The 19,988-nt window shown below is 58.1% G+C and carries 18 protein-coding genes; 11 read left to right on the forward strand and 7 right to left on the reverse strand.

Annotated elements, in window-relative coordinates:
- Positions 1 to 15: 15 nt before the first annotated feature.
- The 4 genes from holA to C8N31_RS10305 form a co-directional block, all read right to left on the reverse strand.
- On the reverse strand, positions 16 to 1,014 hold the full coding sequence (gene holA / locus C8N31_RS10290) for a DNA polymerase III subunit delta (protein WP_025049407.1): 999 nt from the start codon (positions 1,012 to 1,014) through the stop codon (positions 16 to 18).
- Positions 1,014 to 1,505, reverse strand: coding sequence for an LPS assembly lipoprotein LptE (lptE, locus tag C8N31_RS10295; RefSeq protein ID WP_025049408.1), 492 nt, complete (start codon positions 1,503 to 1,505; stop codon positions 1,014 to 1,016). The genes holA and lptE overlap by 1 nt, the downstream gene beginning before the upstream one ends.
- The gene (gene leuS / locus C8N31_RS10300; RefSeq protein ID WP_025049409.1) at positions 1,492 to 4,224 is read right to left on the reverse strand and encodes a leucine--tRNA ligase; all 2,733 of its coding nucleotides are present in this window, start codon (positions 4,222 to 4,224) and stop codon (positions 1,492 to 1,494) included. The genes lptE and leuS overlap by 14 nt, the downstream gene beginning before the upstream one ends.
- Before the next feature lie 87 nt (positions 4,225 to 4,311).
- On the reverse strand, positions 4,312 to 4,812 hold the full coding sequence (locus C8N31_RS10305; RefSeq protein ID WP_025049410.1) for a DUF3576 domain-containing protein: 501 nt from the start codon (positions 4,810 to 4,812) through the stop codon (positions 4,312 to 4,314).
- Between the two features lie 288 nt (positions 4,813 to 5,100).
- Between C8N31_RS10305 and C8N31_RS10315 the strand changes: the two genes are divergently transcribed.
- Positions 5,101 to 5,988: a porin gene (locus C8N31_RS10315; protein WP_025049412.1), complete on the forward strand. Its 888-nt coding sequence runs from the start codon at positions 5,101 to 5,103 to the stop codon at positions 5,986 to 5,988.
- A gap of 104 nt (positions 5,989 to 6,092) precedes the next feature.
- The gene (locus C8N31_RS10320; protein WP_025049413.1) at positions 6,093 to 6,746 is read left to right on the forward strand and encodes a YggS family pyridoxal phosphate-dependent enzyme; all 654 of its coding nucleotides are present in this window, start codon (positions 6,093 to 6,095) and stop codon (positions 6,744 to 6,746) included.
- A gap of 1 nt (position 6,747) precedes the next feature.
- Here the strand turns inward: C8N31_RS10320 and C8N31_RS10325 are convergent, their stop codons facing one another.
- Positions 6,748 to 7,242, reverse strand: coding sequence for a L,D-transpeptidase family protein (locus C8N31_RS10325; protein WP_025049414.1), 495 nt, complete (start codon positions 7,240 to 7,242; stop codon positions 6,748 to 6,750).
- 10 nt (positions 7,243 to 7,252) lie between these two features.
- On the reverse strand, positions 7,253 to 8,341 hold the full coding sequence (gene ribA, locus C8N31_RS10330; RefSeq protein WP_025049415.1) for a GTP cyclohydrolase II: 1,089 nt from the start codon (positions 8,339 to 8,341) through the stop codon (positions 7,253 to 7,255).
- A gap of 164 nt (positions 8,342 to 8,505) precedes the next feature.
- Between ribA and C8N31_RS10335 the strand changes: the two genes are divergently transcribed.
- The 6 genes from C8N31_RS10335 (at position 8,506) to C8N31_RS10360 (ending at position 13,090) form a co-directional block, all read left to right on the forward strand.
- Positions 8,506 to 9,192, forward strand: a complete 687-nt coding sequence (locus C8N31_RS10335; RefSeq protein WP_025049416.1) for a response regulator transcription factor — start codon at positions 8,506 to 8,508, stop codon at positions 9,190 to 9,192.
- Between the two features lie 250 nt (positions 9,193 to 9,442).
- On the forward strand, positions 9,443 to 10,405 hold the full coding sequence (locus C8N31_RS10340) for a zinc-dependent alcohol dehydrogenase family protein (RefSeq protein WP_025049417.1): 963 nt from the start codon (positions 9,443 to 9,445) through the stop codon (positions 10,403 to 10,405).
- 72 nt (positions 10,406 to 10,477) lie between these two features.
- Positions 10,478 to 11,266 (forward strand): exodeoxyribonuclease III, encoded by a 789-nt coding sequence (locus tag C8N31_RS10345; RefSeq protein WP_025049418.1) that lies wholly within the window; start codon positions 10,478 to 10,480, stop codon positions 11,264 to 11,266.
- A gap of 55 nt (positions 11,267 to 11,321) precedes the next feature.
- Complete coding sequence (trxA, locus tag C8N31_RS10350; RefSeq protein WP_025049419.1) at positions 11,322 to 12,236, forward strand: thioredoxin; 915 nt, start codon at positions 11,322 to 11,324, stop codon at positions 12,234 to 12,236.
- A 27-nt stretch (positions 12,237 to 12,263) separates the two neighbouring features.
- Positions 12,264 to 12,908, forward strand: coding sequence for an LON peptidase substrate-binding domain-containing protein (locus C8N31_RS10355; protein ID WP_025049420.1), 645 nt, complete (start codon positions 12,264 to 12,266; stop codon positions 12,906 to 12,908).
- Positions 12,905 to 13,090: a Trm112 family protein gene (locus C8N31_RS10360; protein WP_025049421.1), complete on the forward strand. Its 186-nt coding sequence runs from the start codon at positions 12,905 to 12,907 to the stop codon at positions 13,088 to 13,090. The genes C8N31_RS10355 and C8N31_RS10360 overlap by 4 nt, the downstream gene beginning before the upstream one ends.
- A gap of 10 nt (positions 13,091 to 13,100) precedes the next feature.
- Here C8N31_RS10360 and C8N31_RS10365 read toward each other — a convergent pair whose 3' ends face one another.
- The gene (locus C8N31_RS10365) at positions 13,101 to 14,327 is read right to left on the reverse strand and encodes a UbiH/UbiF/VisC/COQ6 family ubiquinone biosynthesis hydroxylase (protein ID WP_197021538.1); all 1,227 of its coding nucleotides are present in this window, start codon (positions 14,325 to 14,327) and stop codon (positions 13,101 to 13,103) included.
- Between the two features lie 84 nt (positions 14,328 to 14,411).
- Between C8N31_RS10365 and C8N31_RS10370 the strand changes: the two genes are divergently transcribed.
- From C8N31_RS10370 to C8N31_RS10380, 3 genes are all read left to right on the forward strand, one after another.
- The gene (locus C8N31_RS10370) at positions 14,412 to 15,740 is read left to right on the forward strand and encodes an amidase (RefSeq protein WP_025049423.1); all 1,329 of its coding nucleotides are present in this window, start codon (positions 14,412 to 14,414) and stop codon (positions 15,738 to 15,740) included.
- 117 nt (positions 15,741 to 15,857) lie between these two features.
- The gene (locus tag C8N31_RS10375; protein ID WP_025049424.1) at positions 15,858 to 17,042 is read left to right on the forward strand and encodes an aminotransferase class I/II-fold pyridoxal phosphate-dependent enzyme; all 1,185 of its coding nucleotides are present in this window, start codon (positions 15,858 to 15,860) and stop codon (positions 17,040 to 17,042) included.
- Between the two features lie 17 nt (positions 17,043 to 17,059).
- Positions 17,060 to 19,963 carry a DNA translocase FtsK gene (locus tag C8N31_RS10380; protein ID WP_025049425.1) on the forward strand — a complete coding sequence of 968 codons (2,904 nt, stop codon included), beginning with the start codon at positions 17,060 to 17,062 and terminating at the stop codon, positions 19,961 to 19,963.
- The last annotated feature ends 25 nt before the right edge of the window (positions 19,964 to 19,988 follow it).

Raw genomic sequence — 19,988 nt, forward strand, 5'->3', positions numbered from 1 at the left:
ATCAATCGTGCCTGTTCAGCGTTGTGTGCCCAGCATTGCAAGTCGGATGAATGCCCGCTCCACCAGCGCCATTGCGGGCGCATTTTGTCCGGCAGAACGCAATTTGAGGTCGGTGTCCGTCAAAACGGTCAATGCGGTTTCCAGACGTGCCGCACCCCAGTTGCGGGCCTGCCGCGATACGCGTTCACGGTCGCGCACACCATAGATCGGCCCGCCGGGGTTGGCGGAAATGCGGTAGAGGGTGCGAAAATGCCGGGTCGCCATGATACACAGGGTGACGGGATTGACGCCTTGCCCCTGCAGTTTGCTCATCACCGGACCAATATCGCCCGTCCGCGCCTCGGCCACCACGTGCAGGATGTCATCCACATCCGCCTCGGTCGAGGTTGGTGCGCAGGCGGCGACATCATCGGGGGTCAATGGGGCCGTATCGTTCAGCTTATACAGCGCCAGCTTTTCCAGCGTCTGACGAAAATCACCGGGGTCCAGCGCACGCGCCAAATCTGTGAGGTTCGCCATCGCGTCAGGTTCCGGCTTTAGCTTTGCCTCCGCCAACAAACGCTCAATCTCGGCGCGGTCGGGCGGCGTGTCATAAATCGCTGTGGCATAGGCGTTGCGGTGTTCTTGAAACGCCTTGAGCACTTTGGAGGTTTTCTTGAGATCACCACCGGTGACAATGATCTGCGCATCACCGGGCTGCCAGTCGGCAAGGGTGTCGATCAGGATTTTGGCGATGTTGTCGTTGGCCTCTTCCACCAACGCCGCACGAGGACCGGGGAAAAACCCCACTGCCTTGATCGCATCCAAAAGCATGGCCGGATCACGGCGCAGTTCGGCGGCGGGCATCCGCGTGAGGCGCATTTCCTCCTCGGCATTGGTGCCAAGCAGCGCCTTGAGAAATTCCTGCCGTTTCAGCGCGACACGCATCGCATCACTGCCATAGATCAACAGACCGGTCTTGTCCGGATCGGGCCGGGAGAAATAGCCGTTGGCGTCGCGGGGGCTTAGCTTCATCAGCTCAGATCGGCGGCGTAAAGGCGGGTGATCACCTGATCGGCCAATATCACCATCAGACGTTTTTCCGCGTCCTGTTTGCTGGCCAATGTCGCCACAGTGGTGCCTGTGGCGGAATAGCCGGTGAAGTTTTCCACCCTGCCGGATGTGATGATTTGCCCGGTTTCAAGATCGCGCAGGGCATAGTCCACAGACCCGATGAGATCAAAACGTGTGGTTTCACCCGCCCGGTTGATCGCCAGACGTTCCTCATTGGTGCTGACATTGACTGCCAACCCATAGGCGGGAGACGCACTGCGCCCCAGCTTCTGTTCAATTTCGCGGGTCAGGAAATAGCCGTAGCGTGCGTTTGGCGGATCAACCTCGATCCGGTTTTGTAATAGCTGCCCGTTGCCGCCCGGCCCATAGACCGGCTGAAACCCGCAGGCGGCCAGCGCCAGAGGGGCCAGCAGCACAAAGCGGCGGCGATAGGTGGCTTTAGGCAACGACATTCACAATCCGTCCCGGCACAACGATGACCTTTTTCGGCGCAGCGCCATCAAGGCTTCGCACAACAGCTTCGTGGGCCAGTGCGATTTTTTCAACATCTTCTTTGGGCATATCGGCCGGCACTTGAATTTCAGCCCGGCGTTTGCCGTTGACCTGAATGGGCAGGGTCACGGTGTCATCCACCAGCATCGCCTCATCCGCCTTGGGCCAAGGGGCCGTCACGATCAGGCCGGTCCCGCCCTGATGCGCCCAGATATCTTCGGCCAAATGCGGGGTCATAGGCGACATCAGCTGTGCCAAGGTCATGATCGCCTCGCGCTGTGCAGCGTAACCAGCCTTGGATTTCTGCAAGGTGGCGGTGAAGGCATAAAGCTTTGCGATGGCCGCGTTAAAGCCAAAGCTTTCCACACCCATCGTCACATCATGGATGGTTTTGTGCATAGCGCGCAGCAGATCATCGTCACCCTGGCCTTTGGCATCTTTGTCCATTTCGCCGATGCGGTCACAAATATTCCAAACCCGCGTGAGGTGCTTGAACGCCGCATCCGCGCCTGAGGCTGTCCATTCCACGTCCCGCTCGGGGGGTGAATCGGACAGCACGAACCAGCGGGCGGTGTCTGCGCCGTAGTTGGAGATAATGTGCAGCGGATCGACCACGTTTTTCTTGGACTTGGACATCTTGGCGGAGGGGATGATGATTACTTCACGATTTTTCCCACTAAATTTTCTCTCACGGACATACAGTTCATAGAGGTTTTTGTGGTCCGAAGAGCCAATTGCCTCTTCATCAGCAGAGGACTTGAGCACCGCCAGAACATTTGTATGAGAATGCTTATTTGGGTTCGGAAATTCGATGACTTCCTCAGGGTGCAAATAATTTAGCCGACGCATGGCCTTACTCTTTAGTTGCTCTTCCGCCTCAGGACCGTCGCCAACGACTGGTGGTGCAGCCGTATTCTCCCACAGTTCATAAATCTCATGCGTCACCATGCCTTGGGTAAAGAGCGCATCAAAAGGTTCAATCGCCGATTCTGGCAAATGGCCGGTGATCTGCATCGCGCGGGCAAAGAATCGCGAATAAAGGAGGTGCAGAATCGCATGTTCAATGCCGCCGATGTACTGGTCGACGTTCATCCAGTATTTGGCGTCTTCCATGTTGGTCGGCGTTTCGGCTCGTGGTGCGGTGAACCGCGCAAAATACCAGGACGAATCGACAAAGGTATCCATCGTGTCGGTTTCGCGCTTGGCCGGTGCACCGCAAGACGGGCAGGCGCAGTCGCGCCATGTTGGGTGACGGTCCAGCGGATTGCCCGGCGTGCCAAAGTCCACGTCATAAGGCAGCTCAATCGGCAGGTTCTCTTTTTTCTCTGGCACCACGCCGCAGGCATCGCAATGCACGACAGGGATCGGGCACCCCCAATAGCGTTGGCGGGACAGGCCCCAATCGCGCAGGCGGTATTTGGTCACGCCTTGGCCAACGCCGTTCTGCTCGCAGAAATCAACGGCGGCGTTTATCGCCTCTTCGCCGGTCTGCCACGCGTCGCCAGCAAAACCGCGGTTGTAGAAGACCTTGTCCGATTTTGCGGGTACATATGCCTCTTCCAAAACCTCGTTGGCGTCCTCGGACGGCAGATAGGTCGAGATGATCGGCAACTCGTACTTTGTCGCAAATTCAAAATCGCGCTGGTCATGCGCGGGGCATCCAAAGATTGCGCCGGTGCCGTAATCCATAAGAATGAAGTTGGCGATATAAACGGGCAGTTCATGGGCCGTATCAAAGGGATGGCGCACGCGAATGCCGGTGTCAAAGCCCAGCTTTTCGGCGGTTTCAATTGCTTCTTCTGTGGTGCCGCCTTTGCGGCATTCAGCGCAGAACGCTGCCACATCTTCGTTTTCGCGCTCAAGCATTTTGGCCAGCGGATGATCCGGGGAGATCCCGACAAAGGACGCGCCCATCAATGTATCGGGGCGGGTTGTGTATACCTCGATCCGGTCATGTCCCTCCGGGGCATCAATCGTAGAGAAAGCAAACTGAAGGCCGCGCGATTTGCCGATCCAGTTGGCTTGCATCAGTTTGACCTTGGCAGGCCAGTTGTCGAGCGTGTCCAGTGCGGCCAGCAATTCTTCTGAGTGGTCCGAAATCTTGAAGAACCATTGTGTCAGCTCGCGCCGTTCGACCAATGCGCCAGACCGCCAGCCGCGACCGGCCTCAACCTGTTCGTTGGCCAGAACCGTCATATCGACCGGATCCCAGTTCACCACCGCGTTCTTGCGGTAAACCAATCCTTCGTCGAGGAAATCGAGGAACAGCGCCTGCTGCTGGCCATAGTATGCGGGATCACAGGTGGCAAATTCGCGAGACCAATCAATCGACAGGCCCAGCGGCTTCATCTGGCCGCGCATGTCGTCGATATTGCCGTAGGTCCAATCTTTTGGGTGTCCACCAATGGCCATCGCCGCGTTTTCGGCAGGCATCCCGAACGCATCCCAACCCATCGGGTGCAGCACATTGTGCCCTGTCGCGATCTTATAGCGGGCGATCACATCGCCCATTGTGTAGTTGCGCACATGCCCCATGTGGATACGCCCCGAGGGATAAGGGAACATCTCAAGCACATAATACTTGGGCTTGTCAGCGGCGCGGACCGCATTGAACACTTCGTCTTTTTCCCAGGCTTGTTGCCAGCGGGCTTCGATCTCGGCGGGGGTATATCGGGGCATCGTTTAGCGGACCTTTGGAAATAGAAAACGCCGGGCTGCTTGTGTCACAGGGCCCGGCGTTTGTGTAGACAGTTATTCTGTTCGGGCTCAGAGCTTGTTGTCTGAGATACGTAGCTCACGCGCACGGGAAAGAATCGCGTCTTCGACCGCGCGGGAGGTTGCTTTGCTGACGGATCGGCCGCCGCGCGTTTGCAGGGCAACGTTCAAAGACCGCGCATCAAGGGCGGGATCATCAATCAGCACCGTGGCGCGATAGGCGCGACCACCACCGGGCGGTGTGCCATAGCCGGTGACGATCACACCTGTATATGGATCAACCGTTTGAACTGGCAGGAAGTTGAGCACTTCAAGAGATGCAGACCAAAGATAGCGATTCACCGATACTGTGTTATCCGCTGTTTTTGCGCGGAAAATCGACCAGACCGTATTGTCGGGGTCGGTTTCAATGGCCGATGGGTTGTTTGCATTATTATAATAGGCAGGCCGTTCTGTGGCTGGACGCCCCAGCTTACCAATGGCGCCGCAAGCGGTCATCGACCCTACAATCAAGAGGGACAGTCCGATTCTGCAAACTGTTTGACGCGCCATTCGAGCATTCCTTTGCCTGTTTGATCACTGGTCTATCCAAGCTGTGCGGTCTGGGCAAGGCATATGTATTGGTGCGATTCCCAACGAAATCAGGGATTCAAGGCTGCAATTGTGTCCGACTTGGAAGGCAATGGGGAAAAACTGTGGCAAAGCTGCACCATTGAGCGCGACATTGCGGTCTGGCGTTTCTGGCGTCTTGCGCAAATGGGGGCAAAGGAGGCAAACACCCTGCATACCCTTTCCGGATTCCCCGGTCTGGGCATGTGAATTCAAACCGAGGGAAAACTCATGAAAAAAGTTCTCTTCGCTACAACAGCTCTGGTTGCGACAGCCGGCGTTGCAGCAGCAGACGTTACATTCGGCGGCTGGGGCCGCTTTGGTATCCTGTACAACGAAGCAAACGTTGGCAACGAAACCAACATCACAAGCCGTTTCCGTCTGCAGATCGACGCATCCGCAGAATCTGACGGTGGCGTAACATTTGGTGCACGCGTTCGCATGCAGCAGAACAACACTGACAACGGCAACAGCCCAGCAGGCACAGGCTTCAACGGCGCGCGTTTCTTCGCACGTTCCGGCGGTCTGGAAGTTGGCGTTGGTAACATCTACGGCGCGATCGAATTCATGCCTGGCATGTACCCAATCGACCTCGGCCTGACCGGTCTGGGTTATGAGTACACTGCATACCAGTTCCGCGCTGATGCGTATTCTTCCGGTGGCAACGGTTCCGCAGGCTCCAACGGCGTTGAAGTTCTGTACTCCATGGGCGACCTGTCCTTCCACGTGTCCGCTTCCGACACCAACGACCGTATCGCAGCACACGCAGCATACTCCTGGAACGGCTGGACATTTGCTCTGGGTGTTCAGGACTCCAACAACGCGGCCGACACTGAGCTGGCGGCTTCTGTTGGCGGTTCCTTCGGTCCAGTTGACGTGACTCTGGCCTATGCCGACAACGGCACAGCTGGCGACCACATCACTCTGGCCGGTCGTTTCGACGTTGGCGCAGCAACAAACGTAGAAGTCTACGTTGCTGATGCGGACAACTTCGCAAACGCATCCTACGGTGTTGACTTCAACCACGATCTGGGTGGCGGTACATCGCTGCGCGGCGGTATCGCATCGCTGAGCTCCGACAACATCCGTGCCGATCTGGGTGTTCGCTTCAACTTCTAAGTTGATTTGAACCACGGTTTTAGGGGCAGGCCTTTGGTCTGCCCCTTTTCTTTTGCGCGGGTCTGTTGTTTTCTGCCGCTCCCATCCTCCAAGAGCGTTAGATCATGAGCCTGCAAGACATCACCGTCCGCATTTCCCAAGCCGAACAAGACGCAGGGCGCCAGCCCGGATCGGTCAAACTGATCGCGGTCAGTAAAGTGCAGCCCAATGAACGGGTGGAGGGTGTGCTGAAACAGGGTCACCGCTGTTTTGGCGAAAACAAGGTGCAAGAGGCCGCGGGCAAATGGCCCGATTTCAAAGACAGGTTTGACGGCGTTGATCTGCATCTGATCGGACCACTGCAAAGCAACAAAACCCGCCAAGCGATGGAGCTTTTTGATGCCATCCATTCTGTTGACCGGCCCAAACTTGCCAAGGCCATCGCACGCATTGCCCAAGAGATCGCGCGCTGCCCTGATCTGTTTATTCAGGTCAACACCGGCGAAGAGCCGCAAAAGGCCGGGGTGATGCCAAGTGAAACGGATGCCTTTGTTGCCGAATGCCGCGCGCTTGATCTGCCGATCAAGGGATTGATGTGCATTCCGCCAGCAGATGAAGAACCATCGTTGCACTTTGCTTTGCTGGCCAAAATCGCCAAACGCAATGATCTGGCTGGTCTGTCCATGGGCATGAGCAGTGACTTTGAGCGGGCCATTGCATTAGGCGCCACGCACGTGCGCGTCGGCTCTGCCATTTTTGGGGATCGTGTCCCCGCCTAGATCAACGGACGATCAAGCGAGTTCCGTGGTCCGTTCTGGCCGCGATCCAACGCAAATCGTCTCTGCGCAGTCCAATGCAACCTTCGGTCGGGAAACCCGGCCGCCTTTGTTGGTGCACAAAAATAGCAGAACCAAGACCCGCCTTGGCATCCGGCCAGTTCCAATCGGTCAGCAATATAAGATCATAAAGCGGGTCCGCCCGCCGCAAGCTTTCTGCGCTAGGCACATAAGGTACCCGGACCATCTGATTATAATCCGCATCCCCTGAGGCATCCGACCACAAATCACCCGGCCGGATTGGCAACGCCCAAGGCGCAGGGGCGGCCATTCTGTCGGGCCGGTACAGCATCCCGACAATGCGGTGAACACCGCGCGGCGTGGCGCCATCTCCTTCTCGCTTGTCCGATGTGATGCCACCTTTGCCAATGGTGCAAGGAAACCGCCGCCCGAGAAACCGCAGGCCAAGCGGCGTCAGCACCATATCTTCGGGCGTCATGGTGACCATATCAGAGCAGATGGCCCGATTTGGCGGCCTTGGTCGCCAGATAATCACGGTTGTAGTGGTTTTCCCCCACCATCAGCGGAACCCGTTCAGCCACATCAATGCCGCTGGCCTGCATCATCTCAACCTTGCGCGGATTGTTGGTGAGCAGGCGCACGGCGGAAAACCCCATGGATTTCAGAATATCGGAGCCAAGCCGGAAATCGCGCTCATCATCCTCAAAACCAAGCCTGTGATTGGCTTCAACTGTGTCAAACCCTTGATCCTGAAGCGAATAGGCTCGCATCTTGTTGGCAAGGCCGATCCCGCGCCCTTCTTGGTTGAGATAAAGCAGAACGCCGTGCCCCTCTTGCCCCATCTGAGCCAGTGCCGCACGCAATTGCGGGCCGCAATCGCATTTTAGGCTGCCCATGACGTCTCCGGTAAAACAGGCAGAATGCAGCCGCGCCAGCACGGGTTTGCTGCGGTCAGGACGGCCCACTTCGATGGCGTAATGTTCCTCGCCGCCGTCTTCGGGGCGGAAAATGTGCAGCCGTCCCGCATCGGAAGCTTCCATTGGCAGGCGGGCATTGACCACCGGGTGCAGATCACTGCGCAAAGACAGGATCGGCATGGCCGCAACCAGATCCAGCGCGGTCAGCCCATGTGTGTTGGCAAAGCCGCGTCCGTCAGGCAAATCCAGAACCAGAATCGCAGGCAAAAGCCGGGCCGATTTCACCAATTGCAACGCAGTGCGATGGGCCTGCACATCACCACCACGGGCGCATTTGAACGGCCCTTTCATCGGCGAGCGCAAATCATCAGCCGGATTGGCGATGCTTTGCACCCAGGCTGGTGTCGCGTCGTCGGGCAGAGGCAGCCGCGCCAGATCCTCATCATAGACCCGCGCCTTAAGCGTCTCGGCCCGCCGCGCGGTCACTGTCAAAACGGGATCACCACCCAAAGCCAGAAGATCAGTCAGCCGCTGCGCATTCAACGTTTCAGCAGCCAGAACCAGCACAGATTGCGCCCCGTTCAGGACAACAGGCACGCCCATGCGCAGGTCAGCCCGCGCGCGGGCCAATTGTTCAGTGATGTCCGGACCAAAACTCATGTGATATTATAACTTCTTTGTTCGATACGGTCTACTTACGCCTTCATGACACAGATTGAAACAATTCAGGTGCTTTGCAACACGAGGCTGTGAAAGAATTGCAGCAAACCTTGCCGCAGCGGGATGCAAGACGCATCTATATCCCAAGTTGATTGGAGAAATGTATGGCCCAGCTCAAAAAGATCCTGCTTGTGGATGATGACGACGACTTGCGCGAAGCGTTGAGCGAGCAATTGTTCATGACCGAAGACTTCGACGTATTCGAGGCGGAGAACGGGGCTGATGCGATGTCCCGCGCTAAGGAAGCGATCTATGATCTGGTCATCCTTGATGTGGGTCTGCCCGATACCGATGGCCGTGAACTGTGCCGTTTGATGCGCAAACAGGGTGTAAAAAGCCCGATTGTAATGCTCACCGGGCATGACACCGACGCAGACACGATTCTGGGTCTCGATGCCGGGGCCAACGACTATGTCAGCAAGCCGTTTAAGTTTCCGGTTCTGCTGGCCCGTATCCGGGCCCAGCTGCGCCAGCATGAACAATCCGAAGACGCCGTGTTCCAGCTTGGGCCATATACCTTCAAACCTTCGATGAAGATGTTGATCACCGAAGACGACCGCAAGGTGCGCCTGACCGAGAAAGAAACCAATATTCTCAAGTTTTTGTACCGGTCCAACGATGGTGTGGTGCCGCGCGATGTGCTGTTGCACGAGGTCTGGGGCTACAACGCAGGTGTCACGACGCACACGCTTGAAACGCATATTTATCGGCTTCGGCAAAAAATTGAACCAGATCCGTCAAATGCGCGCCTTCTTGTTACGGAAAGTGGTGGGTACAGGTTGATGGCCTGATTCGCGGGAACCATTTTCGCGGAACCGAATTATTCCCCTGAGCGGCGGGGTTTTCATGACCCGCCAATCGGTTTGAACCCGAAGCATATGTCCGGGCAATGACATATACCTCCCTGTTGGACTTGGGCCGGACATATTGTCTGGCCCATTTTTTTGCGCGGGGCTGCTCAGATGTACAAATGACGTTACGGCCCGTGGGCTAGCGCCGCCTCCTTCGCTGCCCCATGTTGAGGACAACAGGAGAAAACACATGAAACAAGTGATCTACGAAACCTTTGGCAATCCGGCGGATGTGCTCAAAGTGGTTGAAACCCCTGATGCGCCACTGGGCGAAGGGCAGGTGCGGGTGCAGGTGCTGCGTGCACCGATCAACCCCTCCGATCTTATTCAGGTGTCCGGCAATTATGGTGTGAAGCCACCGCTGCCTGCGATTGCGGGCAACGAAGGGCTGGGGCGCATTGTTGAGGGGCCGGGCGAAGGGCAATTGGTTTTGCTGCCAGCCGGGCAGGGCACTTGGGTCAGCGAAACAGTATGCGATCCGCGCCATTTGGTGCCGCTGCCCGAGGGCGATCTGGACCAGCTTTCGATGTTGTTGGTCAATCCGGCCACAGCGGCGCTTTTGCTGTCGGATTACGTGGATCTGAAAGAGGGCGACTGGGTGATCCAGTCTGCTGCGAATTCTGCCGTGGGCGGTTATTTGGTGCAATTGGCCAAGGCCAAAGGCATCAATGTGGCCTGCGTTGTGCGCCGGGAAAGCGCGGTTGCCGGGCTGAAGGAACTGGGCGCAGATGTGGTGTTGGTCGACAACCCGGATCTGGCGCGAGACGTCAAAGCGGCCACGGGCGCCAAGATGAAACTGGCCGTGGATGCGGTGGCGGGCAAAACTGCTGGCCGCCTTGCTGACACGCTTGAGCCGGGCGGAACCTTGGTGAATTACGGCGGCATGTCGAATGAGGACAGTGCGATTGGCGCGGCCGCCCTTATTTTCAACAACATCACAGTGCGCGGCTTTTGGCTGGTCACATGGATGAACGCAGCGGACAAGGCGACCCGCGCCGCGCTTTATGCCGATCTCGCGGGCCAGATTGCCAAGGGTACGCTCTATGCCCCTATCGACAGACATTTCACCCTCGATGAGATTGCCGAAGCGGCGAAATATTCTTGGGCGGGGGAACGAAATGGCAAGGTGATGATCGCGCCCAACGGCGTCTGATTTCATCATGGCGGCGGGCGGCGGCAAGGGGTAGGGTGCGGCCCAAACACCCCAAACCGGAGCCTGCCGCCCATGTCATTTTCCCTCGCCACCTGGAACATCAATTCTGTTCGCCTGCGCGAACCTCTGGTGCTGCGTCTGCTTAAGGAACAAGGGCCGGATGTTCTGTGTTTGCAGGAATGCAAAAGCCCGGTGGACAAGATCCCGACCGAGGCCTTTCACGAGGCGGGCTATACCCACATGGTTGCGCGGGGTCAAAAGGGCTATAACGGCGTGGCAATCCTGTCCCGCTTGCCGCTTGAGGATGCCGGTGATCGCGATTTTGCCGCGCTTGGCCATGCCCGCCACGTGGCGGCCAAGCTGGAGAACGGCACCACAATCCATAACTTCTATGTGCCTGCAGGCGGTGACAAGCCGAACCGGGAGATCAACGAGAAGTTTGGTCAAAAGCTCGACTACCTGTCCGAGATGCGTGATTGGTTTCACGCACAAAACCCCGAGAAATCCATCATGGTGGGTGATCTGAATATCGCGCCGCGTGAAGATGATGTCTGGGACCACAAAAAGCTGCTCAAGGTGGTCAGCCATACGCCGGTTGAGGTTGAAGCACTGGCCGAGACCCAAGATGCGGGCAATTGGGTGGACATCACACGGCAGGATATCCCTCAGGGCAATCTGTATAGCTGGTGGTCTTATCGCTCGCCCGATTGGGATGCCGCCGACAAGGGCCGCAGGCTCGATCATATCTGGGCGACACAGGACATTTCGAATGCCGGTCATTCCAGCCATGTTGTGCGCGATGTACGTGGATGGGAACAACCCAGCGACCACGCGCCGGTTTTTGCGACCTTTGACCTTTGAATCTGCGCCAACTGTCTACATATAGGCACCAAACGCGCAACGCGAGGAAATGAAAATGATGGAACTGAACCTGTCGGGTGCGCCCGATGCCGATCTGATCAAAGACAGCGACGAAGCGTCGTTTATGCAAGACGTGGTCGAGGCGTCGCAGACGACTCCGATCGTGGTGGATTTCTGGGCGCCATGGTGCGGCCCGTGCAAAACGCTTGGCCCGCAACTTGAAGCCGCAGTGAAGGCCGCAAAAGGCGCGGTCAAGATGGTTAAGGTCAATGTTGACGAGGCGCAAATGATTGCTGGTCAGTTGCAGATCCAATCCATTCCGACCGTCTATGCCTTTCACAAAGGTCAGCCGATTGACGGCTTTCAAGGTGCGCAGCCAGAATCCGAGATTAAGGCGTTTATCGACCGCGTTGTGAAATCCGCTGGCGGCGAAGCGCCGGGTGATCAACTGGATGAAGCGGTGGCCGCCGCCGAAGAGATGCTGGCCGAAGGCGCAGCGGCAGATGCGGCGCAGACCTTTGCCGCCATCCTTGGCGAAGACCCGCTGCATGCGGGCGCTTATGGCGGCATGGTGCGCTCCTATCTGGCGCTGGATGATCTCGATCAGGCCGAAGCGCTGCTGAATGGCGCCCCTATCGAGATCTCCAATGCCCCCGAACTGGAAGCCGCCCATGCCCAGCTTGAACTGGCACGCCAAGCCGCCGATGCCGGTCCCGTGGCCGAACTGACCGCCGCCGTCGAAGCCAGCCCCGAGGACAACCAGGCACGGTTCGATCTGGCGCAGGCGCTCTATGCCAATGGTGATGCCGAAGCGGCGGTGGATCACCTGCTCGATATCTTCAAGCGGGATCGCGAATGGAATGAAGGCGCTGCCAAAACGCAGCTCTTTACCATTTTTGATGCGTTGAAACCCAACGACCCGGTGGTCCTCAACGGGCGGCGCAAGCTTAGCTCAATGATATTTGCCTGATCGGTTTGGCGGGCTAGATCGTTGTCCATGATACAGCCAACCGAGTTGCCCGAAACGATTGCGATTTTTCCGCTGGCAGGGGCATTGCTTCTGCCGCGGTCGCGGTTGCCGCTTCACATCTTTGAACCGCGCTACCTTCAGATGATATCTGACGCGCTGAAGACGGACGGGCGGCTCATCGGCATGGTCCAGCCAAACGAGGTTCCGGGCCGCGAAGGGCCGGGGTTGCAGACGATTGGCTGTGCGGGCCGGATCACGCAGTTTTCCGAGACCGAGGACGGACGCTATATGATCACCCTTGGCGGTGTGTCGCGGTTCCGTGTGGTGCAAGAGGTTGAGGGGTTCACGCCTTATCGTCGTTGCGACATCAACTGGGACGGGTTTGAGCGTGATCTGGGCAAGGAAGAAGGCGACAACGGCTTTTGTCGCACACCGTTCTTGTCCCTGCTTGGCCGGTACTTTGACACGCTTGGGCTTTCTGCCGATTGGGACACGCTGAAAGAAGCTGACGATGAATTGCTGATCAATTCCCTGTCGATGATGCTGGAATTTGATCCCGAGGACAAACAGGCGCTGTTAGAAGCGCCATCGCTGGAAACACGGCGCGAAACATTGGTGACGCTGATCGAATACGCAATGCGCGGCGGTCAGGAAGAAGGATTGATGCAATGACCAACACCGAAGTGCAGTTTGATCGCCGGATGCTTGAGGCGTTGATTTGTCCGCGTACCCAAGCCACCCTGCACTATGATGCAGACAAGCAGGAACTTGTGTCAAAAGAGGCCGGTCTGGCCTATCCGATCCGCAACGGCATTCCTGTGATGCTTGAAGATGAGGCACGCATCCTCGACTGATCTTTTCGGATCAAAGCGGTTTGCCTTGCATCAATCGGGGCAATTCCCCGCTGAGGCCTGCCGCTTCGCGGATAAAGCCGCGGCGCAATCCCGGAAGGGCATTCACCGCCGCCATTCCCAAATCACGCGCTGCGCGTAAGAGTGGATTGTCGTTCGAAAACAGCTTGTTAAAGCTGTCTGTGGCCAGTGCCAGAGATGTGTTGTCAAAGCGCCGCCATTCTTGGTATCGGGCCAAGGCTGCGTCTGATCCGATGTCTTCGCCGCGCTGCTGTGCATCTGCGATCACTTCGGCCAAGGCAGCCACGTCGCGCAGACCTGCGTTCAGCCCTTGCCCCGCGATCGGGTGCATCCCGTGGGCCGCATCCCCAACAAGCGCCACACGCGGGGCAATCATCTCATGCGCCAGTGACAGGCCCAAAGGATAGGTAAACCGTGCGCCCGCCAACGATATCTGCCCCAGGAAACTCCCGAAACGAGGCCGCAGTACGTCAATGTAATCGGCATCAGGCAGGGCATGAATGCGGGCGGCATTTTGGGTTGTCTCGCTCCAGACGATGGACGACCGATTGCCCTTGAGCGGCAAGATCGCCAGTGGTCCGGGCGGCATGAAAAACTGGTGTGCGACGCCACCATGGGGCAATTCGTGGTCGATTGCACAGACCAAAGCGGTTTGCCCGTAACCTTGGACAACACGTTTGATCCCGGCCCGTTCGCACGTGCCACTGCTGCGCCCATCCGCGCCGATCACCAGACGCGCTCGCAATGCTTTGCCGCTGTCCAATGTGATCGTGATGCCGTTTGCATCGACATCCTGCCCAACCACTCGTGTGCCGTTGATTTGAGTGATGCCGAACTTGGATTTCACCGCGTCCAGCAAGGCACGGCGCAAATGGCGGTCTTCGACCATGTACCCCATCGGGCCTTCTTCGATTTCGGCGTGATCAAACTGCATCACGAACGGCGATGGCCCTTCACCTGCGCGCCCATCGGTAACTTTGATCTCAAGCATCGGCTGCGCATCATCGGCGATCTGGGGCCAGACGCCTAACCCCTGCATCAACCGCATAGAGGCATGGGCCAGTGAATAGGACCGCCCGTCGAACTTTGCGTTCTTGCGCAGCTTGAGGTCCAGTGCGTCAATCACGGTGACTTTCAGGCCAATTTGCGCCAAAGCAAGCGCCAGCGCTGGCCCGTTCAGGCCACCACCCACAATTGCGATATCGGTATCAAATGTCATGCCCTTAGATATGCGCGGCAGGTGGGGATTGTCCATGTGCCCAAGCGCCGCTACCGTCACCAAAAATCACAGAAAGGTAAGATCATGCAGGACTGGCTAATGATGACCGCCGCAGATTTGGGACGCGGGATTGCGGATGGGCAAATTGATCCGGTGGATTTGTGCCAGACCTATCTGGACGCGATTGATGCCCATCCCCTGCGGGACCGAATCTATGCCCGCGTGACGGCAGACCGCGCCTTGGCCGAGGCGCTGGCGGCGTCCGAACGGGCCAAATCGGGTCATCGTCTGTCACCGCTGGATGGCGTGCCTGTGTCGTGGAAAGATTTGTTTGATACCGCAGGTGTAGCAACGGAGGCCGGATCCAAACTGCTGGAAGGGCGGGTGCCGGACCGGGATGCAGTTGTCTTGCAAAACGCCACCGCTGCGGGCCTTGTTTGTCTGGGCAAAACCCACATGAGCGAGTTGGCGTTTTCAGGGCTTGGGCACAATCCCAGCACGGCAACGCCGCCATCGGTAAACGATCCTGACGGGGTCTCGGGCGGCTCATCCTCCGGGGCTGCGGCGTCGGTTGCCTTTGGTTTGGCGGCGGCTGGCATCGGCTCTGATACGGGCGGTTCGGTGCGTATCCCGTCCGCGTGGAATGACCTTGTGGGCCTCAAAACCACCTCGGATCGGCTGACCCTCGAAGGGGTGGTGCCGCTTGCGCTTCGGTTTGATACCATTGGCCCACTTTGCCGCTCTGTTGAGGATGCGGGCCTGTTGCTGGCCGCGCTGGAAGGGGGCAAAGTCGCCGACCTGCATCACGCCGATGTTGAAGGCCGCCGTTTTGCGCGGCTGACCACTGTTGCGCTGGATGATCTGCGCGAGGCACCCGCCGCTGCCTATGTGGATGCGCTTGCACGGCTCGAAGCGGCGGGCGCCATCATTGAGGACATCGATGTGCCGGAAGTGAACGAGGTGATGCCTCTCTCCGGATGCCTTTACACAACAGAGGCTTACGGCTTGTGGCGCGATGTGATCGAGGACAATCCGGACAAGATGTTCTCTGAGATCCTCGAACGGTTCCGTCTCGGCATAGGCTTTTCCGGCCCCGATTATGTGGCCGCTTGGGCGACCTTACATGCGGCCCGCGAAGGGTTCTATGCCGCCACCGCCGGGTTTGACGCGGTGCTTCTTCCAACCGCGCCGATCTTGCCGCCCAATCTGGCGCGGCTCACTCAGGACCATGATTACTATGTTTCGGAAAACCTATTGGCGCTGCGCAACACCCGCATCGGCAACCTGATGGGCGGTTGCGCCCTGACATTGCCAACGGGCACGCCGTCTTGCGGATTGATGATGATGGCCCCGCCAAATCACGAAGAACGCCTGTTGCGGCTTGGGGCAGCGGTCGAAGAGGCGTTGGGATGACATTGGCGTAAATGCCACAAAGAGCCCCGGAATTTCCGCGAGTTCTGGACGTATCGGCGAGCCTTGGGTACTTTGAACAAAACGGGGCGTTAATGATCCCGACCTGAGGCAGTTTTGATGTTGTATCCTGAGCGGTTTTCGAACCTTCCGGCCCATGCGTGGCCGCGCCTGCGCGCCCTTCTGGACGTGCACACCGGTGGTGGGCCGCTCATTCAAATGACAATCGGGGAACCCAAACACGCCTTTCCGGCCTGGGTGACTGATGTGATTTCGCAAAATGCCGCCGGGTTTAACCGCTATCCGCCCAACGATGGGTCGCCAGAGTTGCGCAGTGCCATCGCCGGTTGGATCGACCGGCGCTACGGCGTGAGCATGGATGCCGATACCGAAGTTATGGCGCTGAACGGCACGCGCGAAGGGCTGTACAACGCTGTGATGGCGGTTTGCCCGGAAACCAAAAATGGCGAAAAACCCGCCATTTTGATGCCTAATCCGTTTTACCAAGTGTACATGATTGGCGCGATTTCCGGTGGCGCAGATCCGATCATGGTGCCTGCCACCGCAGAAACCGGCCATTTGCCCGATTATCATGCGCTGCCCGAAGACCTGCTGCGCCGGACAACGGCTGCGTTTATCTGCTCGCCGGCCAACCCACAGGGCGCGGTCGCGGATCGCGATTATTGGACCCGGCTCATTGATTTGGCCGAAACCTATGATTTCAAGATTTTCGCCGATGAATGCTATTCCGAGATTTACCGCGACACCCCGCCAACTGGCGCAATGGAGATGGTTCAGGCACTGGGCACTGACCGCAACCGCGTTGCGATTTTTCATTCGCTTAGCAAACGGTCCAACCTCCCGGGGCTGCGGTCTGGATTTGTGGCCAGCGGACCAGACACGATCCGCGAGATCAAGCAATTGCGGAACTACGCGGGCGCACCCTTACCGCTGCCGCTGCAACAGGCCGCTGCCGCAGTCTGGAGCGATGAGGTGCATGTAGAAGAGAACCGCAAGCTTTATCAGGAAAAGTACGAGCTGGCCGATCGTATTCTTGGCAATGTGCCGGGTTATATGCGGCCTGATGCCGGGTTTTTCCTGTGGCTGCCTGTTGAGGATGACGAAAAAGCGGCGGTCAAGCTGTGGCGCGAGACCGGGGTGAAGGTGCTACCGGGTGGTTATCTGGCGCAAGACGTAAACGGGGAAAACCCCGGCAAAACATATATTCGGGTCGCCTTGGTGGCCCCAAAAGAAGAGACGGCACGCGGATTGGAATTGATCCGCGACTGCCTGTACTCGGCATAATTCGAGGGAACAGAGCAATGGCATATCAGACACGCGGGCGCGATCCTCTGCTGGACAGCAACATGGCTGAAGCGATTGAAAAACGCGGCAAGGAATTGTTGGGTCTTGGCCTGATCCTGCTGGGCATGATGGCTGTTCTGATGATCGGAAGCTACACGCCGGATGATCCCAACTGGATGGTGTCCACCGATGCGCCGGTGCAAAACTGGATGGGCCGGATGGGCGCGTCTATTGCAGCGCCATTGTTTATGATTGTCGGTTGGGGGTCATGGGGCCTTGCCGTTGTTCTGCTGGTTTGGGGTATCCGTTTTGCCCTGCACATCGGGCAGGAACGCGCCGTCAGCCGCCTGATCTTTGCGCCGATTGCCGTGGCTTTGGGGGCGATCTATGCCGCGACCCTCGCACCGGGCGAAGAATGGCTGCAAACCCATAGTTTTGGCCTTGGCGGGTTGTTCGGCGACACCGTCATGGGCGCAGTTCTGACCGTTTTGCCAATCGGATCCAGCTTTACCGTGAAGCTGATGTCCTTGCTGATGGGCGTGTCGATTCTGACGCTGGGGGCCTTTGTTCTGGGCTTTACCAAGGCTGAATTGCTGCGCATCGGTCGTTTCCTTTTGGTGGGCGTGATCATGGCCTATGCCATGCTGATGACGATGCTCGGGCGCGGTGCATCGGGCGCGGTTCAGGCCGCTCATCAGATGCAGGCTCGCCATGCTGCACGCCGTGAACGTCTGAGAAAAGAGGCGGATGAAGCCGCCGCCTATGCCGCGATCCAGGAACATATGGAGATGTCGGCCCAGCCCCAGCCACAAGCGCAACCGCAAGAACCGGTTGAGGAAAAAGTCGGGATCATGGCGCGTATGCCTACGCTGATCAAACGTCCCGAAACCATGCCCGAGCCAGAGCTGGTGGAAACCTACAGCGAAGCTGTGATCGATGAGGTTCCGGGCGAGGATCGGATCAAATCCAAGATCGCTGACGTGATCAAGAACCGCGTCCGCAGCACTACCGCGCTGCACACCCCGACAACTGCGCCCCTCACCAAGGGCCGGGGCAGGGGGCCTGATCCGCTTGTCCTGAACACCGCGCCGGTTGCTGAATTGCCGCCAGAGCCGCCGTTGACAGCATCCCTGCGGGCCGAACCGCCACTGACCGCTGCCGTCCAGCCGCAGATGCAGGTTCTGACCCCCGCACCGCAGCCCGCGCCAGAACCCGTTGTTGCGCAGGTTGCCGCAGATCCGCTGCCGCTTGAAAGCTCTACGATGGTCGAAGCGCCAGCCCTCGCGCCGGTCATTCCGGTTGCAGAGCCGCGCAAGGTGGTCCAGCAGCCCGCCCGCAAATTGGTCCAGCCGTCCAAACAGGCCAAAGCCGAAGCACAGCCCACGCTGACCTTCGAAGACACCCATCCGGGTTTCGAATTACCACCACTAAACCTTTTGGAAAATCCGGAACAGGTCCAGCGTTTGCATCTGTCTGATGAGGCGCTCGAAGAGAACGCGCGCATGTTGGAGAACGTGCTGGATGACTATGGCGTCAAAGGCGAGATCGTCGCCGTGCGCCCCGGTCCGGTTGTCACCATGTACGAATTGGAACCCGCGCCGGGCCTCAAGGCCTCTCGCGTGATTGGTCTGGCCGATGACATCGCCCGTTCCATGGCGGCCCTGTCTGCGCGTGTGTCTACCGTGCCTGGCCGCTCCGTAATTGGTATCGAACTGCCCAATGAGAACCGCGAAAAAGTGGTCCTGCGCGAGATCCTCGCGGCACGTGATTTTGGCGACAGCAACATGCGCCTGCCGCTGGCGCTGGGCAAAGACATTGGCGGCGATGCGGTTGTCGCGAACCTTGCCAAGATGCCCCACCTGTTGATTGCCGGGACCACCGGTTCGGGTAAGTCGGTTGCGATCAACACCATGATTCTGAGCCTGCTCTACAAGCTGACGCCAGAGGAATGCCGGTTGATCATGATCGACCCCAAGATGCTGGAACTGTCGGTTTATGACGGCATCCCGCATCTGTTGTCGCCGGTTGTGACCGATCCGAAAAAGGCTGTGGTTGCCCTGAAGTGGACCGTGGGCGAGATGGAAGAGCGCTATCGCAAGATGTCCAAAATGGGCGTGCGCAATATCGAAGGCTACAATGGCCGCGTTCGCGAGGCCCTGTCCAAAGGCGAGATGTTCAGCCGGACCGTTCAGACCGGATTTGACGAAGACACCGGCGAGCCGATCTTTGAGACAGAAGAGAACACACCCGAGGCACTGCCCTATATCGTGGTGATTGTGGATGAAATGGCCGATCTGATGATGGTGGCGGGCAAAGAGATCGAAGCCTGCATTCAGCGTCTGGCGCAGATGGCGCGGGCCTCGGGCATTCACCTGATCATGGCCACACAGCGCCCCTCGGTTGACGTAATCACCGGTACGATCAAGGCGAACTTCCCCACGCGGATTTCATTCCAAGTGACCTCCAAGATCGACAGCCGCACCATTCTGGGCGAGATGGGCGCCGAACAGCTTTTGGGCATGGGCGACATGCTTTATATGGCGGGCGGCGCCAAGATCACCCGTTGCCACGGCCCATTTGTGAGCGACGAAGAGGTCGAAGAAATCGTCAACCACCTCAAAGCCTACGGTGAGCCTGACTATATTTCTGGCGTAGTTGAGGGCCCGTCCGAAGACAGTGAAAGCAGCATCGATGCGGTGCTGGGGCTGGGTGGCAATACCGATGGCGAAGACGCGCTTTATGACACCGCCGTTCAAGTGGTGATCAAAGACCGCAAATGTTCGACCTCCTACATCCAGCGGAAACTGGCGATTGGCTACAACAAGGCCGCACGTCTGGTGGAGCAGATGGAAGATCAAGGTCTTGTCTCGCCTGCCAACCATGTGGGCAAACGTGAAATTCTGGTGCCAGAGCAGGGCTAGACCCCGGTCCGATGTATCAACAGCA

Source organism: Sulfitobacter mediterraneus (assembly GCF_003054325.1).
GTDB classification, from domain to species: Bacteria; Pseudomonadota; Alphaproteobacteria; order Rhodobacterales; family Rhodobacteraceae; genus Sulfitobacter; species Sulfitobacter mediterraneus.

What these genes read in the sequence shown, in the direction of transcription:
- C8N31_RS10375 (WP_025049424.1), top strand. Translation starts at nt 15,858, where the DNA reads ATGTTGTATCCTGAGCGGTTTTCGAACCTTCCGGCCCATGCGTGGCCG.
- C8N31_RS10340 (WP_025049417.1), top strand. Translation starts at nt 9,443, where the DNA reads ATGAAACAAGTGATCTACGAAACCTTTGGCAATCCGGCGGATGTGCTC.
- C8N31_RS10325 (WP_025049414.1), bottom strand. Translation starts at nt 7,242, where the DNA reads ATGACGCCCGAAGATATGGTGCTGACGCCGCTTGGCCTGCGGTTTCTC.
- C8N31_RS10320 (WP_025049413.1), top strand. Translation starts at nt 6,093, where the DNA reads ATGAGCCTGCAAGACATCACCGTCCGCATTTCCCAAGCCGAACAAGAC.
- holA (WP_025049407.1), bottom strand. Translation starts at nt 1,014, where the DNA reads ATGAAGCTAAGCCCCCGCGACGCCAACGGCTATTTCTCCCGGCCCGAT.
- C8N31_RS10360 (WP_025049421.1), top strand. Translation starts at nt 12,905, where the DNA reads ATGACCAACACCGAAGTGCAGTTTGATCGCCGGATGCTTGAGGCGTTG.
- leuS (WP_025049409.1), bottom strand. Translation starts at nt 4,224, where the DNA reads ATGCCCCGATATACCCCCGCCGAGATCGAAGCCCGCTGGCAACAAGCC.
- ribA (WP_025049415.1), bottom strand. Translation starts at nt 8,341, where the DNA reads ATGAGTTTTGGTCCGGACATCACTGAACAATTGGCCCGCGCGCGGGCT.
- C8N31_RS10345 (WP_025049418.1), top strand. Translation starts at nt 10,478, where the DNA reads ATGTCATTTTCCCTCGCCACCTGGAACATCAATTCTGTTCGCCTGCGC.
- C8N31_RS10305 (WP_025049410.1), bottom strand. Translation starts at nt 4,812, where the DNA reads ATGGCGCGTCAAACAGTTTGCAGAATCGGACTGTCCCTCTTGATTGTA.
- C8N31_RS10355 (WP_025049420.1), top strand. Translation starts at nt 12,264, where the DNA reads ATGATACAGCCAACCGAGTTGCCCGAAACGATTGCGATTTTTCCGCTG.
- lptE (WP_025049408.1), bottom strand. Translation starts at nt 1,505, where the DNA reads ATGTCGTTGCCTAAAGCCACCTATCGCCGCCGCTTTGTGCTGCTGGCC.
- C8N31_RS10370 (WP_025049423.1), top strand. Translation starts at nt 14,412, where the DNA reads ATGCAGGACTGGCTAATGATGACCGCCGCAGATTTGGGACGCGGGATT.
- C8N31_RS10380 (WP_025049425.1), top strand. Translation starts at nt 17,060, where the DNA reads ATGGCATATCAGACACGCGGGCGCGATCCTCTGCTGGACAGCAACATG.
- C8N31_RS10335 (WP_025049416.1), top strand. Translation starts at nt 8,506, where the DNA reads ATGGCCCAGCTCAAAAAGATCCTGCTTGTGGATGATGACGACGACTTG.
- C8N31_RS10365 (WP_197021538.1), bottom strand. Translation starts at nt 14,327, where the DNA reads ATGACATTTGATACCGATATCGCAATTGTGGGTGGTGGCCTGAACGGG.
- C8N31_RS10315 (WP_025049412.1), top strand. Translation starts at nt 5,101, where the DNA reads ATGAAAAAAGTTCTCTTCGCTACAACAGCTCTGGTTGCGACAGCCGGC.
- trxA (WP_025049419.1), top strand. Translation starts at nt 11,322, where the DNA reads ATGATGGAACTGAACCTGTCGGGTGCGCCCGATGCCGATCTGATCAAA.